This is a genomic window from Hydrogenophaga intermedia, assembly GCF_000723405.1.
Taxonomy (GTDB): domain Bacteria; phylum Pseudomonadota; class Gammaproteobacteria; order Burkholderiales; family Burkholderiaceae_C; genus Hydrogenophaga; species Hydrogenophaga intermedia.
On the sequence record NZ_CCAE010000026.1, the window covers coordinates 1 to 15,904 of the forward strand.

The following is a 15,904-nucleotide window of genomic DNA, read 5'->3' on the forward strand; positions in this document are numbered from 1 at the left end:
GCGTACCCCTCGCGCAGCGAGGGGCAGCGCAGTGAAGCCCGCCGCACCGTACCCCGGGCCCTCGGCCCGCCCACCCGCCGCACCCGAAACCGACACATGAAGATCAGCGCGGCCACAACACCCACAACCGCAGCGGCTGCTTGAGCGTGGCCGCCTGCCGGTAGGCCTCGTCGTTCCAGCCACCCCAGCCCGTGAAGAGATCGGCGCGCACCGCGCCCACGATGGCACCGCCCGTGTCCTGCGCCAGCACCAGGCGGTTGGTCGCCAGCGCGGGCCCCTGCGTGGCCAACCACACCGGCGTGCCGTAAGGAATGCTCTGAGGGTCGACCGCGATGGAGCGCCCCGGCGTGAGCGGCACACCCTGCGCGCCGCGCGGGCCGAAGGCCGCGGTCAGCGGCGTCATCGGTTCCTCGCGGAAGAACACCGTGCGCGGGTTGCTCCAGAGCATCTCGTTCAGACGCTCCGGGTTCTGCCGCGCCCAGGCCTTGATGGACTCCCACGAGGCCTCGCGGATCGCGCCCTGGTCGAGCAGCCAGCGGCCCACGCTCTGGTAGGTGTGGCCGTTGTGCGCCGCAAAGGCCAGGCGCACCTGGCGCACCCGGCCATCGGGCTCGGTGATGTTCACGCGCCCCGAGCCCTGGATCTGCAGGATCAGCGCGTCGATCGGGTCGGCCAGCCAGGCGATGGCGCGCCCGCGCAGCGCGGCCTGTGCCTCGGGCAGGGTGTCGATCTGCTGGCGTGTGTACCAGCGCTGGCCCGCCGCCAATCCCGCCGGCACCGCGTGCAGCGGCACGCGGTTCGTCGCCGTGGGCTCGCGCGTGGCGTCCATGATGGGCTCGTAGTAGCCGGTGAGCAGGCCCTCGGGCTCGCGCCCGTCGGCCTCGAGCACGCGGTAGGGCTGCAGGCGTTCCTGCATCCAGGCCTGCTGGCGCGGCGCGTCGGCGAAGGCCAGCGGCCGCGCCTCGGCGCACACGGCCTCGAAGCCGGCCGCCGGCCGCTCGCAGCCCTGGATCAGCGCGTTCCAGGCATCGTGCAGGCCGTCCTGGCCCCAGCCGGGCAGGGCGTTCCAGGCCACGGGCACCCAGCGGCTCTTGCTGTGCTGCCTGGCCGCGGGCTCGGCTGCGCCGGGCGCGGGAACTTCCGGGGCCGGTTCCAGCACCACCCGTGGGCCCACCGCGCAGGCCGCCAGGCTGCCTACAATGCCCGCCGCCACGGCCCAACGCGCCACTCTTTTCATTTCGCCGATTCCGTCCGCCATGACTCTCTTGCTGCTCGAAGCGCTGGGCGCGCTGCTCCTGTTGGTGTTCATCGTGTGGTGGACCATGTTCTCGGGCCGGCGCAAGGGAGAACTGCCCGAGGCGGTCGAGCGCGACAAGCAGCAGGCCCCGGAACAGGACCCGCCGGCGCGCTGATCGTTCCCCGCCGGCACTGGTGCACCCTTCGCGCTGCGCGCTGTCCCGCCAAGCGGGAGCGAGCTTGCTTGGGGCGGCCCGGCGCGGCGCTCATAGCCCGCGCAGGCGGTTGGCCAGTTCCACCGCCGACTTCACGCCCATCTTGTCGAACACGCGCGAGCGGTGGACCTCGACCGTGCGCACGCTGATCTGCAACTGGTCCGCCACGAGCTTGTTGGGCAGGCCCGCCACCACCAGATTCATCACGTCGCGCTCGCGCTCGGTCAGGCTGTCCAGGCGCTGCTGCAACTCGCGCCGCACGGCGCGCTCGGCCAGTTGCGCGGCCGACTGCCGCAGCGCCTGCTCGACGCGGTCGACCAGGGCGTTGTCGGAGAACGGCTTTTCGCAGAAGTCGAAGGCGCCGCGCTTGACCGCCGCCACGGCGGTGGCCACGTCGGCGTGGCCCGACAGGAAGATGATGGGCATGGCCGCCTGCCAGGGCAGCAGGCGCAGCTTCTCGAACAGGGCCAGGCCGCTCATGCCGGACATGCGCACATCCAGCAGCACGCAGCAGGGCACGTCGGGCTCCTGCCGCGCGATGGCGGCGCCGGCCAGGAAGTCCTCGGCGCTGTCGAAGCCGTCGCTGATGAGCCGGCGCGTGCGCAGCAGCCAGGCCAGGGCCTCGCGCACGCCGACGTCGTCGTCCACGAGGTAGATCTTCGCGTCGGGGAATTCGGTCATGCGCGAATCATAGGAGGGCGGCCCGCGGGCCCTCAGAAGGCGTGCGTCTCGACCGGCCTTGCCGCGCTCGCCTCGGCCACGGGCAGGGTGAACGAGAAGCGCGTGCCGCGCGGCTGCGCGGGCTCGAAGTCCAGCGCGCCACCGTGCTGCTCCACCACCGTGCGGCACAGGCTCAGGCCCAGACCCATGCCCTCGGCCTTGGTGGTGAAGAAGGGCGTGAACAGACGCTCGGCCACCTCGGGCGGCAGGCCCTGTCCGTGGTCGGTCACGTCCATGCGCACCCAGCGCGCGCAGCGCCCCTCGCCCGGCTCGCCGGCCTCGCCCATCACGGGCGCCATGGCGATGCGCAGCACGCGCAGGCCGCTGGCGGTGCCCGGGTCGCCCAGCGGCATGGCCTGCATGCCGTTGCGCGCGAGGTTGAGCAGCACCTGCTCGACCATGGTGCGGTCGCACCACACGCGCGGCGTGCCCGGCGCGATGTCCACCTGCAGGCGGATGCCGCGCTTCTTGGCCTGCAGCGTGAGCAGCGTGGAAATGCCCTCGATCAGCAGGTGCGGCTCCACCGCCTCGCGCACCTGGTCGCGGCGGCGCACGAAGTCGGCCACGCCACGGATCACGCGGCCCGCGCGCTCGGCCTGCTCGCCGATGCGCCGGATGGCGCGTTCGATGTCGTCGGACACGCCGTCGTCGCCGTCGCTGTCGCCTTCGCCTCTGCCACCGCCCTGGTGCAGCAGGTTGAGCGTGCCGCTGGCGTAGCTGGCGATGGCCGCCAGCGGCTGGTTGAGTTCGTGGCTGATGAGGGAGGCCATCTCGCCCACCGTGGCCAGGCGCGCAGTGGCCTGCAGCTTGTCTTGCGAGGCGCGGTTGAGCTCCTCGATGCGGCGCTGTTCGGTGAGGTCGATGATGGCGCTCATGTAGCCGGTCTGCACGCCCTGGGCGTCGATCAGCGGGGCCTCGATGATGAGCACCGGAAAGCGCGTGCCGTCGCTGCGCTGGAACACCGATTCGTAGCCCTCGCGCGGCAGGACCTGCCCGGCCAGGCGCACGGCCTGACGCTGCTGGTACTCGTCCACCAGCTCGGGCGGCCACCAGGGCGCGGGCATGCCGCTGCCCACCAGTTGTTCGGCCGTCAGGCCCACCATCTGGCAGAAGGCGGGGTTCACGTAGGTGATGCGCCCGCTCATGTCGCGCGCGCGCAGGCCGGTGACGAGCGAGTCTTCCATGGCCTTGCGAAAGGCCAGGGCATCGGCCGCGCGCTGCTCGGCGCGCTGGCGCCGGCGCATGTCGCGCGCCAGCAGGTACAGCACGGCCAGCAGCGCCAGCGAGAGCGCGCCCACCACGCCGGTGAGCACGTTGGGGAACAGGCCGAGCGCGCGGCGCGGGCTCTCCAGTTGCAGCAGCAGGGTGTGGCCGGGCAGGTCGAGCAGGGCGTGCGCGCTGAGCGTGCGCCGCTGCACGGGCACCACGCTGTGCACGGCCAGGCGCGCGCCGTCGCTCTCCACGAAGCTCAGGCCGCGCCCGCGCAGCGTGACCGCGTCGGTGAGTTCGGCCAGCATGGCGGGCAACGAGTAGGTGGCGATGAGGAAGCCGCGCGACTCGCCGGCCTCGCTCAGCGGCAAGCACAGTTCCATCACCTCCAGGCCGCGGCCGTCGCGCTTGGGCCAGAAGTAACTGGCGGAGTAGGCCGGGCCCGACAGGCGCTGCGCGGCATCGCAGGCCTGGCGCACTTCGGGCAGGGCCTGGCCGCGCGGCAGCAGGTCGAACACGTCGGGTCGGTAGGCGGAGAGACGTTGTGCGAGCACGCGCATGTCGGTGTCGCGCCATTCGAGGCGCACGAGCTCACGCCGCTGCGCCAGCAACTCCGCCGCGGGGGCGTCCCAGCTCGCCGGGGTAGGCGAGAAGGCGTTGAGGGACTGCAGGGTCTGCACGTTGCGCAGCAGGGCGCTGCGGATCTCGCCGACGACGGTGGTGGCGTCCTGGTCGAGCGCGGCCTGGTCGCGCCCGACCTCGTACTCGGCGGCGAGGAAGATCAGCACCGCGAGCAGCGCGCCCACCAGCAGCAGCAGCGCGCCCCACAGGGGCCAGCGGGGCGGCTTGAGGGCGCGGCTCACGGGCGCGGCAGCGCGTTCAGCAGAGAACGCGGTGCTCCAGGCAGGGGAGTTGTTCGCGCACCTGGCGGATGCGCGCCATGTCGATGTCGGCCAGCGCGACGCCCGGGCCTTCGGCGTGCAGGGCCATCACCTGGCCCCAGGGGTCGATCACCATGCTGTGGCCCCAGGTGCGCCGGCCGTTCTCGTGCACGCCGCCTTGCGCGCTGGCGATGACGAAGGCCTGGTTCTCGATGGCGCGGGCGCGCAGCAGCACCTCCCAGTGCGCCGAGCCGGTGGTGTAGGTGAAGGCCGCAGGCACCAGCAGCACGTCGGCCGCGAGCATGCGGTAGAGCTCGGCGAAGCGCAGGTCGTAGCAGACGCTCTGGCCAATTCGCCAGTTCTCACCGTTGCGGTCGCGCAGTTCGAAATGGGTGGGCGTGTCGCCGGCCTGCAGAACGGCCGCTTCGTCGTAGCGCTCGCGGCCGTTGTCGTAGCGGAAGAGATGGATCTTGTCGTAGCGGCTCAGGCGGTGGCCCTTGGCGTCGAAGCTGAGCGAGGCGTTGGCGGCGTGCGAGGGGTCGGCGGTGGCCATGGGCAGGGTGCCGCCCACGACGCACATCTTCAGGTCGCGCGCGGCGTCGGCGAGGAAGTCCTGCACGCGGCCCAGGCCCTCGGTCTCGGCGATGACGAGCTTGTCCTCGTCCTTGGCGCCCATGAAGCAGAAGTACTCGGGCAGCACCGCGAGTTCGGCCCCGGCGGCGGCGGCCTGGCGCAGCAGGCGCAGGGCTTCGCTGAGGTTGGCGTCCAGGCTGATGCCCGAGACCATCTGGATGGCGGCGACTTTCATGCGGTCAATCCTCCGGCGGAAAAGGGAGCGTGCGAACGGCCCGGGGCAACACCCCGGGGGGCAAGCCGGCGAGCTTACTGCAGGGTGGAACCCGGCGTGGGCGGTGGGCTTGGCTTGGCGACCTTCTCCACCTGCGGGTCGGCCCAGCCGCCGCTGACGCGGAATTCCTGCGTGGCCGCGCTCTGCAGCGGCTGGCGCAGCAGGAACTGCGCGAGGAAGGTGCCCAGGCCCACCGCCGGGTTGATGGCGGTGGCGATGAGGGAGGCCGTGCCGGCGTTGAGTTCGGGCACCACCACCACCTTGAGGTCCTGCGTCTCGTGCGCGAGGTCGGCCGTGCCTTCCATCAGCACCGCGGCGTTCACGCCCTTCATCTGCAGGTTGTTGCTGCGGATGACACCCTGGTCGATGCGCGCGTCGCCGCGCACGAAGTCGAAGGCGAAGCCTTCGGAGAAGACGTCGCGGAAATCGAGCGTCAGGCGGCGCGGCAGGGCCTGCAGGCTCAGCACACCCAGCAGGCGGCCCGCGCCCGGATCGGCCTTGAGGAACTGGCCGCGCGCGACGTCCAGCTTCAGGGTCCCGGCCAGCGTGGGGTAGTCGATCGCGAAGGGCGTGCCGAGCCAGCCGATCTGGCCCTCCAGCCGTCCCTTGCCGCCGCGCACCAGGCCTTCCTTGCCAAAGCGGTTCAGCAGCGCGCCGCTGTCGTCGACGTCCAGGCGGAACTGCAGGGCGGTGCGCCGCGGGCCGCCTTCGCCGCCACCCAGCGGCGCCCAGTTGCCCGAGGCGCTGAGCCGCGCGTCAGGCAAGGTGGCGCGCAAGGCGTTGAGCCGCCATTCGCCCACGCGCGTGGGCCCGCCGCGGTTGACGGCGTCGATCTCCACGCGCCCGAGCGAGCGCCCGTCCCACTGCAGGTCGTCGACGGCGATGTCGAGTGCGGGCACGCTGCTGGGTTGTTGCAGCAAGGCCTCGGCCTCGCGCGGCGCAGCGGGCGAGAGCGTCAGGCGCGCCAATCGCGCATACAGACTGCCCGCGCCGGCCGCACCAGCCGGCCGAAATTCGACGTAGCCGTTGAGTTCGTTGGCATCGACGTTGGCGCGCCAGACCGCGCCCTCGCGCGAGGCGCCGACGACCACGCGCTGGAAGCGGCGCCCGTCGACGAGCGCCGCATCGGCGCGAAGCGACACCGCCAGCGGCAAACCTTCGCCGGCGACGGCCACGGCATCGGTGCCGCTGTCGCGCAGAAGGGCCCGCCAGGCGTCGAGGTCGAGTTCGCCCACGCGCAACTGGGCGTGCAGGCCCTGGGGCGGCAAGGCGGCGCGCTCGCCCACGGCCAGGCTACCGCGCACCAGGCGCGCCGACTCGCCACGCAGGTCGCGCTCGGCGATGAGGTCCACCAGCGGCTGCGCGGCCGGGCCGAGTTGCAGGGTGATCCGGTCGCTGACGGCCTTGTCGCCCTGTACGCCCTGCACGGCGCTTTCCAGGCGCAGGGGCCATGCGGCCTCGGCGGGCTTGGCCAGGGGGGCGGGCAGGTTCAGTGCCAGGCCCTGCAGGTTGCTGTCGATGCGCAGTTCGGGCACGCCGCCGCGAAAGCCCAGGCTGGCGTTGTAGCGGGCGCTGCCGCTGGCGTGCGCGAACAGATTCGACACGGGGCCGAACCCGCCCTCGCGCAGGCCGGCGGCGCTGGCCGTGCCGCTGCCACGGAACCGCGCCACCGGGCGGCCTGGGGCCTCGGCGCGCAGGCTGCCGTCGAACAGCAGCTCGCCGCCCAGCACCTGGCTGCGCGCGCCGGTGAAGGCGAAGCCCTGGTTGGTGAAGTCGAGCGTGGCGTGCGTGCGCGCGAGCAGCGGCGCGCCGGGAACGAGGCGCAAGTCGGTGCCATCGAGCTTGACCTTGCCACTCACCCGGGTGTCCTTGAGGTGCTTGAGTGGCAACTCGATCTGCACCGTGGTCTCGCCCGGCCCGCTGGCCTGGGCCGACGCCAGCGCGCCCTGGGTGAAGGTGTTCACCGGTGAGCGCTGGACGAAACCCAGCAACTCGGCCGCGGGGCCCTTGGCGTGGGTGCGCACGCGCACCTGCGTGTCGTGCGAGAGGCCTTCAATGTCCACCCCGCCCTGGTCGAGCGCGACACCCGGCGCGCCCTCGACGCCGCCGCGCACCTCGCTGATGCGGATATCGCCGCGGTCGAGCACGAAGCGCGCACTGGCGCCGCGCACGCCGGGCCAGCGCGCCTCGCCACCCTCCTGCAGGAAGGCGGGCAGGTAGTCGAAGTCCACGCCCTCCAGCGCCGCCTCGACGCGGAAAGTGCCAGCGCTGTGGTGCGGCTCGTCGAAGGGGATGTCGTCCACCAGGCCCTGGACGCGAAAGCTCGCCTGGCGCGACCCGCCGGCCCGCGCGGCCTCGCGCACGTAGCGGCGCGCATTCTCGGGCACCGCCATCGGCAGGTAGCGGTGCACGGCCGTGCCGTCGGCGCGCGTGAGCTGGGCGCTCAGATCGAGCACGCCGGGCAGACGCGGCTGCGCGGGCTGGGCCGCGGGATCGCCGGTGTGCCAGCGCGCCTGCAACGTGCCTTCGGCGTGCTCGTTGGCCAGCGAGGCCTGGTCGAGCTGGATGTCGAGGCGATCGCCCTTGACCGTCCAGCGCACGCGGCCGTCGAAGCGGTCGAGCGCGATGCGCGGCTCCTCGAACACGTCGGGGAAGACGAAGGCGCCCTCGCGCAACGCCACGCTGGCCTGGCCGCCGTTCTCGTCGAGGGTGAAATCGACGTCGGCGCCCTCCACGCCGGGCCGCCCCGGCAAGGGGAAACGTCCGCTGCGCGAGCGTTTGCCGCTGGGCTCGCCGGCCAGGGCGAGATCACTCACGCGGCCCTTGGCACGCGCCACCACGTGCTCGGCCATGGGACCGCTGCCGCGCGCCTGCCACGTCAGGTCGAGCGTGTCGAGCCGCCCGCGCGGCTGCAGACGGGCGAGCCAGCTGCGCGCGTCGGCGGGCAGGGGCAGCCGCTCGGCGATCGCCGCCACGGTCTGCAGATCCACCGCCTGCGCCTGCACCACCGTGCGCGCGCCCTGGCGCTCGCGCGCCAGCGTGTGTTCCACGCGCACGCGGGCGCCGGCCCAGTCCAGGCCCTCGCGCGTGGTGAACGCCAGATCGTCCGAACCGAGGCTCATGCCACGGTCGGACCACTGCGCCTCCAGCCGGCCGCGCGCCTGCGCCAGGGCCAGGTCGGGCAGGTCGGGCGCGAGTTGCAGGTCGACGTCCTGCAAGGCCATGTCCAGCGTGAGGCCTTGCACCTGACCTTGCTGCACGCGCGCCCAGGCGCGCAGGGCACCTTCGCCACTGCGCAAACTCACGCCCTGGTCGCTCAGATCCACGTGGGCGCGCAGGCGCGAGACGTCGGCACGCGCGAACTCGGCGTAAAGCTCGCCGCTCCAGTCGTCCCAGGGTGCCTGGCGGGCCGGCGCGTTGAGGGGCAGTTGCAGCAGCGGTTCGCGCAGGCGCGCGCGCAAGCTGAAGCGCTCGCCCCACTCGGGCTCGGGCGTGGCGTCCAGGCGCAGCTCGTGCGTGCGCGCACCGTTGCGCGCCACGATGTCCAGCTCGCGCAGCAGCACCGGCGGCTGCTGACGGCGCTCGTCGATCCAGCGCACGGTGCCGCCGCGCACCACGAACTCGGGCTGGTCGAAGAACCAGTCGGCCGCGGCGTGGTTGCCGCTGTCGTCACCCGAGACGTCGATGCCCGCGATCTCGACCCGGCCATCGGCGCGCCGGCGAACGTCCAGGCTCGGGTTGTCGATCAGCAGTTGTTCGAAGCCGCCGTGCCACAGCGACTGCACCGACACGGCGGTGCGCACCAGCGGCAACCGCAGCGCACTGCGCCCCTGGGCGTCGTGCAGCCGCACGTCGCTGAGCTCGAAGGAGGGCACCAGCGGCGGCAGCACGCCGGCCAGTTTCGGGCCCTCGATGGCCCGGATGGCGCCGATGGTGACCGGTATCCCGACCGCGTGTGTGGCCCAGCGTTCCAGGTCAGGGCGCCAGGTTTCGATCCTTGGCACAATCCACGCCTGCAAAACGAGCCAGGTCAGGATGAATACGCCCCACAGGCCCGCCAGCAGCCACAACAGCATGCGCAGGGCGCGTGCCCACAGCCGCAGCCCTCGGCCGGCCGGTGCATCGCCTTTGGCGCGCAAGGCGCTGGCGTCAAGAGATCGGTTCATGTCCACCGCAAATTATGAGGGTGGGACACCACACAGGTTCCAGTGGTGCTGAGCACGGCTTGTCAACGATTGTGAACACCACCACCGCCGCTTCGACCCCGGCCACCCGTCAGGCCGACCATTCCCGCTTCGTACAGCGCGTTCGCCGCCGCTACGCGGCCGAGCTGGCCTGCCTGCCGCCCGGCGCGCCCGACAAGGCCGCCATGCGCACCTGCCTGGATGCGCTCGTGGCCCAAGGCCTGCCGCTGCCGGCCGCCCTGCGCGTACTGCGCCAGCTCGTGCTGGAGCGCCTGGCGGTCATCGACTGCGAGGCTGGCGCCTCGCTCAAGACGGTCACCGGCGCGGTGACCGAGTTGGCCGAGTTGGCGCTCGACCAGGCCTGCGGTCTGGCCTTCGCGGAGCTGGATGCCCTTCACGGCGCGCCACTGTGCGCCAACGGCGACCGCGCGCAGCTCTGGGTCATCGGCATGGGCAAGCTGGGCGCGCGCGAGCTCAACGTGTCCAGCGACATCGACCTCATCTACGTCTACGACCTCGACGGCGAGACCGCGGGCAACGCCGAGGGCCGAAACCGCATCAGCCACCACGAGTACTTCGCCAAGGCGGTCAAGCACCTCTACAACACGGTGGGCGAGACCACCGAGCACGGCAACGTGTTCCGGGTCGACCTGGCGCTGCGGCCCAACGGCAACTCCGGCCCCAGCGTGGTCTCGCTGGGCGCGCTGGAGGAATACTTCCTCGTCCAGGGCCGCGAGTGGGAGCGCTTCGCCTGGCTCAAGAGCCGCGTGATCGCGCCGGCCAGTGCGCTGGCCGACAAGGACGGCATGGCCGCGCTGCGCGGCACCGTGCTGCCCTTCGTGTTCCGCCGCTACCTCGACTACGGCGTGTTCGAGTCGCTGCGCGTGCTGCACCGCCAGATCCGCGAGCACGCAGCGCGCCGCGCCGCCGGCAACCCGGGCCGTGCCAACGACGTGAAGCTCTCGCGCGGCGGTATCCGCGAGATCGAGTTCACCGTGCAGTTGCTGCAGGTGGTGCGCGGCGGCCAGTTCCCCGAACTGCGCACGCGCCCCACGCTGGACGCGCTGCAGCGCGTGGCCAAGGCCGGCCTGATGCCACCCGAGAAGGCGCAGGCGCTGGCCGAGGCCTACGTATTCCTGCGCCAGGTGGAGCACCGCATCCAGTACCTGGACGACCAGCAGACACATGTGCTGCCCGAGCGCGACGACGACCTGGCCTGGATGGCGGCCACGCTGGGTTTTGCCAATACCTGCGCCTTCCTGCACGCGTTGGACGCGCACCGCGAACTGGTGGCCGAGGAGTTCGACACCCTGCTCGGCGGCAGCCCGGGCGCCTGCAAGGGCAAGGGCTGCAACGGCGGTGCGCCGCGCGCCGCCGAGGACGACCTGGGCGCCGTGCTGCCCCAGTTGCCCGCCACGCTGGCCGAGCGTGTGCAGGCCTGGGCCGAGCACCCGCGCGTATTGGCCCTGCGCGAGGACACCCGCGCGCGCCTGGTGCGCCTGGTGCAGCGCACCGGCGCGTGGATCGACGAAGGCCGCGTGAGTGAGACGGCCGCGCTGCGCATGGTCGACTGGATCGAGCCGCTGCTGCGCCGCGAGAGCTATCTGGCGCTGCTGCAGGAGCGCCCCTCGGTGCACGAGCGCCTGCTGCGCCTGCTGGGCGCGGCCAAGTGGCCGGCGCGCTACCTCATGCAGCACCCGGGCGTCATCGACGAGCTGGCCAGCCAGCAGTTGATGGCCGAGCGCTTCGACGCCGAGGCCTTCGAGGCCGAGTGCGAGACGCGGCGCGCGTCGCTGCGTACCACCGGCGAGGACGACGAGGAAACCCTGCTCAACCTGCTGCGCCGCGCCCACCACGCCGAGACCTTCCGCACCCTGGCGCGCGACGTGGAGGGCGTGCTCACGGTGGAGCAGGTGGCCGACGACCTGTCGGCCCTGGCCGACTCGGTGCTGCGCCTGACGGCGCGCTGGTGCTGGGAACGGCTGAAGAACCGCCATCGGGAGACGCCGGCCTTCGCCATCATCGGCTACGGCAAGCTGGGCGGCAAGGAGCTGGGCTACGGCAGCGACCTGGACATCGTTTTCGTCTACGAAGACGAGCACGAGAACGCGAGCGAAATCTACGCCGGCTTCGTGCGCAAGATGATCAACTGGCTGCAGGTGAAGACGGGCGAGGGCGACCTGTTCGAGATCGACACCGCGCTGCGGCCCAACGGCAACTCGGGCCTGCTCGTCACCAGCTTCGAGGCTTTCGAGAAATACCAGACCCAGCGCGGCAGCAACACCGCCTGGACCTGGGAGCACCAGGCCATGACGCGCGCGCGCTTCGTGCTCGGCAGCGCCGGCCTGGCCGGGCGTTTCGACGCCGTGCGCGAGGCCGTCATCACCGCGCCGCGCGACGCTGCCGCGCTGGCCGATGAGATCGTCTCCATGCGCGAGAAGGTGCGCTCGGCGCAGACGCTGCGCAGCGGACGCTTCGACGTCAAGCACAGCCCGGGCGGCATGGTCGATGTGGAGTTCGTGGTGCAGTACCTGGTGCTGCTGCACTCGCGCGAACACCCCGAGTTGCGCGCCAACACCGGCAACATCAACCTGCTGCGCCGCGCCGAGGCCGCGGGTTTGCTGCCCGCGGGCATGGGCGAGGCCGCCGCGCTGGCCTACCGCCGGCTGCGCCAGGTGCAGCACCGCGCGCGCCTGGATGAAACGTCCACACAGGTCGATCCGGCCGAGCTGCAGGCCGAGTCCGACGCCGTGCGCGCGCTGTGGGCCCAGGTGCTGGGCCCCCCTGTCCCACCCACATGAGAGGCTCGCGCAGCTGGCTCGCGCTGTGCGCCTTGCACGGCGTGGCCAGCATGGTGCTGTGGTGGTCGCAGGAGGCGGCGGTACAGGCCCTGGTCTGGCGCTCGGCCGAATGGAAGCAGGCACCCTGGACGCTGTGGACCAGCGCCTGGGTGCACCTGAACACGCCGCACCTGGTGGGCAACCAGCTCGCACTGGGCGCACTCACCGCCGCCGGCTGGTGGCTGCGCCCCACGCGCGCAGCCACGCTGGCCTGGGCGCTGAGCTGGCCGCTCATGCAGTTGAGCCTGCTGCTGTGGCCCCTTATCGGCTACGCGGTAGGCCTGTCGGGGGTGTTGCACGCAGGTGTGGCGGTACTCGCGATGCAACTGCTGCTGGCCGGCCCGCGCGCGCTGCGCCCCTGGGGCACGCTGCTCATGGCCGGCCTGCTGCTCAAGCTCTGGCTGGAGCAGGGCTGGGCGCGCCCGGTGGTGTGGGACCCGGGCAATCAGATGTCGGTGGTGCAGGCCGCTCACCTCGGCGGCGCGGCCTGGGGGGCGCTGTTCGGCGCGCTGGGTGCGGGCTGGAACCGCTGGCGCGCGCGGCGCGCCGTGGGCTGAGGGCCGTCAGGCCGCCGCGGGCGCGGGGCCGAGCGACTTGCGGAAGCGATTGAGTTCCTGAACGGTCTTGAAACGGCCGTCCATGAGCAGGCTCAGGTTGTGCAGGATGCGATCGACCACCTTGCTTTCCCACACGGCGTCGAAGTTGATCTGCTGGTCGAGCCAGTGCTCCAGCCACTCGGGGTTGGGCAGGCGGCTCTGGATGGTGTCCTTGGGAAAGAGCGCCTTGTTGACGTGCAGGTTGGTGGGGTGCAGGGCCTGTGCGGTGCGCCGCGCGCTGGCCATGAGCACGCCCACCTTGGCGAACGCGGCGCGCGCCTCATTGCCGAACTTGCCGATGGCGCGCTTCATGTAGCGCAGGTAGGCGCCCCCGTGGCGTGCCTCGTCCTGGCTGAGCGTGGTGTAGATGTGCTTGATCACCGGCTCGCTGTGCCACTCGGACGCGCGGCGGTACCAGTGGTTGAGGCGGATCTCGCCGCAGAAGTGCAGCATCAGGGTTTCCAACGCCGGCGCGGGATCGAACTCGAAGCGGATCTCGTGCAGCTCCTGCTCGGTGGGCACGAGTTCGGGGCGGAAACGCCGCAGGTACTCCATCAGCACCAGTGAATGCTTCTGTTCCTCGAAGAACCAGATCGACATGAAGGCCGAGAAGTCGGAGTCGTCGCGGTTGTCGCGCAGGAACATCTCGGTGGCCGGCAGCGCCGCCCACTCGGTGATGGCGTTCATCTTGATCGTCTGGGCCTGCTCGTCGCTCAGCCGGCTGGCGTCGAACTGCGCCCACGGGATGTCCTTGTCCATGTCCCAGCGGACGGACTCCAGTTGTTTGAACAATTCGGGATACAGCATGGTCTTCTCTCAACGACAGGCAAAACGCGCAATATTGTAGGCGGGGGTATAACGGGCACCCGGATTGCCCCATGAACCGCACTGAAACCGAATCACATTTCCTGCGGAACTTCCCGCACCGGCTCGCGCTCCAACCCCGCGTATCGGCGAGGGAGCGACCCGAACACCGTTTTTCACTGCGAAGCCTTCCGGGCCCCTGGGTTCCGGATGCAATCCCGAGGCGCTTCTCCTCCTCCTCCCTCCCTCCCTTGTTCGCGTCGGGGCGCTTCGCAGTTTCTTGTCCACCCCACCGCCGGGCCCGCCCGGCGGCATTGCCCCGGGGGTGCGCATGACCCCCAGCGCTACCCCCGCCCGCCGCCACCAGGTGCGCGTGGCCATCGTCGGCTCCGGGATCGCCGGGCTGGCGGCTGCGCACACGCTGCAGGGCCTGGCCGACGTCACGCTGTTCGAAGCCGACGATGTATTCGGCGGCCACACGCGCACGCTGGACGTGGCGCTGCCCGACGCGAGCGGCGCGCCATTGAATGTCGGCCTGGACGCGGGCTTCCTGGTGCTGGACGAGCGCACCAGCCCCAATCTGCTGGCGCTGTTCACGCAGCTGGGCGTGCCACTGGCGGCATCGGACGGCTCGTTTTCGGTGCAGGTGCGCGGCACCGGGCTGGCCTGGGGCAGCGCGAATCTGGCCGGCGTGTTCTCTCAACGGCGCCACCTCGCCAGCCCGCGCTTCTGGCGCATGCTGGCCGACGCCCGGCGCTTCAAGCACGCCTGCGCCGTCCTGACCCGGCAGCACGCCGAGACGGGGCCCGACACGCCCCTATTGCAACCACTGGGTGACTACCTGCGCGAACACCACTTCTCGAGCGGGTTTCGCGACGACTGTCTGCTGCCACTGCTCACGGGTTTCTGGGGGTGTTCGCCCGACGAGGTGCTGCTCGCGCCCCTGCTGGCCGCGTCGCGCTTTCTGCGGCAACACACACCCTTGCGCGTGGGCGGGCGGTCACGTTGGTTCACGGTGATGGGCGGTGCGCGCCCCTTCGTGCAGGCCATCGTGGCGGGCATTGGCGACGCTCGCCGGTCCACGCCCGTGCACCATGTCGCGCGCGACGCGCAGGGGGTGCGCATCGTCACCGGTTCGCAGGTCGAGCGCTTCGACGCCGTGGTGCTGGCCTGCCACGCCGATCAGGCGCTGGGCCTGCTGGGCGAAGAAGCGGGTGAAGAGGAGCGCGCCACGCTCGGCGCCATCCGCTTCCAGCCGCGGCGCGCGGTGCTGCACACCGACACCTCGGTGCTGCCGGCCGCACGCGACGCCTGGGCGGCGTGGAATTGCGAACCCGGCGGCCTGCACTGCCTGCTCAACCGCACGCAGCCGCTGCCAGTGGCGCAGCCGGTGCTGGTGTCGTTCGGCACCCCGCGCGCCATCGCACCCGAGCGGGTCCTGGGCACCTTCGACCTGGCGCACCCGGTGTTCGACCTCGCGGCGATCCGCGCCCAGGCCCAGCTGCCCGCGCTGCAGGGCGGGCACCACACCTGGTACGCCGGTGCCTGGTGCGGCGATGGCTTTCACGAAGACGGACTGAAGGCGGGCCTGCACGCGGCGCGTGCGCTGATCGACCGCTTCGACCTGGTGCCCCGCATCAGCGACCAGCGCGCCCTGCGCCAGGCGCTGCCGGGGGTGCTGGCCTGAAGCCCCGGCCCCTCATCCCTCTCAGGCGCTGGGCAGGGAGTCGATGAAGCTCTGGCGCTGCACGAGCTTGTCGTTCAGCCGGGCCAGGTTGGGGAAGTCACCACGCCAGTCGATGGCGGGGAAACGGAAGTCCAGATAGCCCAGGGCACAGCCTACGGCCACGTCGGACAGGCTGAAGTGGATGCCCGAGCAGAAGGGCTTGTCCCCCAGGCCCTGGCTCATGGATTTGAGCGCCGCGTGGATCTTGACCATCTGGCGGTCGATCCAGGCCTGGCTGCGCTGCTCGGCCGTGCGGTGCGGCCAGGTGGACTCCAGCCGCGCGAGCACGGCGGCGTCGAGCACGCCATCGGCCAGGGCCTCCCAGGTCTTGACCTCGGCGCGCTCGCGCCCCGAAGGCGGTATGAGCTTGCCCACCGGCGACAGGCCGTCGAGGTACTCGACGATCACGCGGGAGTCGAACACCGCCTCGCCGCCTTCCATGACCAGGCAGGGCACCTTGTGCAGCGGGTTGGATGCGCCGATGGTGGTGTCGTCCGACCACACGTCTTCCAGCACGAACTGGTAGTCCAGCTTCTTCTCGGCCATGACGATGCGCACTTTGCGCACGTAGGGGCTGGTGACGGCTCCGATGAGTTTCATGGTCTGTGGGGCTAGGGAATGGTCGGCGATTTTAGCCAGCGGCCTG

The 15,904-nt window shown here is 71.5% G+C and carries 11 protein-coding genes; 4 read left to right on the forward strand and 7 right to left on the reverse strand.

Annotated elements, in window-relative coordinates:
• Positions 1-103: 103 nt before the first annotated feature.
• On the reverse strand, positions 104-1,324 hold the full coding sequence (mltA, locus tag BN948_RS15060; RefSeq protein WP_081921966.1) for a murein transglycosylase A: 1,221 nt from the start codon (positions 1,322-1,324) through the stop codon (positions 104-106).
• Here mltA and BN948_RS27055 point away from each other — a divergent pair.
• On the forward strand, positions 1,257-1,412 hold the full coding sequence (locus tag BN948_RS27055; protein WP_009520227.1) for a hypothetical protein: 156 nt from the start codon (positions 1,257-1,259) through the stop codon (positions 1,410-1,412). The two genes, mltA and BN948_RS27055, sit on opposite strands and share 68 nt — an antisense overlap.
• A gap of 90 nt (positions 1,413-1,502) precedes the next feature.
• Here the strand turns inward: BN948_RS27055 and BN948_RS15065 are convergent, their stop codons facing one another.
• The 4 genes from BN948_RS15065 to BN948_RS15080 all read right to left on the reverse strand — a co-directional run bounded on the left by BN948_RS15065 (position 1,503) and on the right by BN948_RS15080 (position 9,274).
• Positions 1,503-2,132 carry a response regulator transcription factor gene (locus BN948_RS15065; protein ID WP_009520226.1) on the reverse strand — a complete coding sequence of 210 codons (630 nt, stop codon included), beginning with the start codon at positions 2,130-2,132 and terminating at the stop codon, positions 1,503-1,505.
• 32 nt (positions 2,133-2,164) lie between these two features.
• Positions 2,165-4,243 carry a two-component system sensor histidine kinase NtrB gene (locus BN948_RS15070; protein WP_009520225.1) on the reverse strand — a complete coding sequence of 693 codons (2,079 nt, stop codon included), beginning with the start codon at positions 4,241-4,243 and terminating at the stop codon, positions 2,165-2,167.
• A gap of 16 nt (positions 4,244-4,259) precedes the next feature.
• A complete protein-coding gene (locus BN948_RS15075; protein WP_009520224.1) occupies positions 4,260-5,069 on the reverse strand; it encodes a carbon-nitrogen hydrolase family protein in 810 nt (269 codons plus the stop codon).
• Positions 5,070-5,143: 74 nt separating this feature from the next.
• Positions 5,144-9,274 (reverse strand): YhdP family protein, encoded by a 4,131-nt coding sequence (locus tag BN948_RS15080; protein ID WP_009520223.1) that lies wholly within the window; start codon positions 9,272-9,274, stop codon positions 5,144-5,146.
• 14 nt (positions 9,275-9,288) lie between these two features.
• Here BN948_RS15080 and glnE point away from each other — a divergent pair, with 14 nt between their 5' ends.
• Both glnE and BN948_RS25730 read left to right on the forward strand, forming a co-directional pair.
• A complete protein-coding gene (gene glnE, locus BN948_RS15085) occupies positions 9,289-12,093 on the forward strand; it encodes a bifunctional [glutamate--ammonia ligase]-adenylyl-L-tyrosine phosphorylase/[glutamate--ammonia-ligase] adenylyltransferase (protein ID WP_081921968.1) in 2,805 nt (934 codons plus the stop codon).
• Positions 12,090-12,689 carry a rhomboid family intramembrane serine protease gene (locus tag BN948_RS25730; protein ID WP_009520221.1) on the forward strand — a complete coding sequence of 200 codons (600 nt, stop codon included), beginning with the start codon at positions 12,090-12,092 and terminating at the stop codon, positions 12,687-12,689. The genes glnE and BN948_RS25730 overlap by 4 nt, the downstream gene beginning before the upstream one ends.
• 6 nt (positions 12,690-12,695) lie before the next feature.
• On the opposite strand, the gene BN948_RS15095 is transcribed toward BN948_RS25730, so the two are convergent.
• On the reverse strand, positions 12,696-13,535 hold the full coding sequence (locus tag BN948_RS15095; RefSeq protein WP_009520220.1) for a ferritin family protein: 840 nt from the start codon (positions 13,533-13,535) through the stop codon (positions 12,696-12,698).
• Between the two features lie 328 nt (positions 13,536-13,863).
• On the opposite strand from BN948_RS15095, the gene BN948_RS15100 reads away from it, so the two are divergent.
• Positions 13,864-15,219: an NAD(P)/FAD-dependent oxidoreductase gene (locus BN948_RS15100; protein ID WP_009520219.1), complete on the forward strand. Its 1,356-nt coding sequence runs from the start codon at positions 13,864-13,866 to the stop codon at positions 15,217-15,219.
• A gap of 21 nt (positions 15,220-15,240) precedes the next feature.
• On the opposite strand, the gene BN948_RS15105 is transcribed toward BN948_RS15100, so the two are convergent.
• Positions 15,241-15,858 (reverse strand): glutathione S-transferase N-terminal domain-containing protein, encoded by a 618-nt coding sequence (locus tag BN948_RS15105; RefSeq protein WP_009520218.1) that lies wholly within the window; start codon positions 15,856-15,858, stop codon positions 15,241-15,243.
• Between the last annotated feature and the right edge of the window lie 46 nt (positions 15,859-15,904).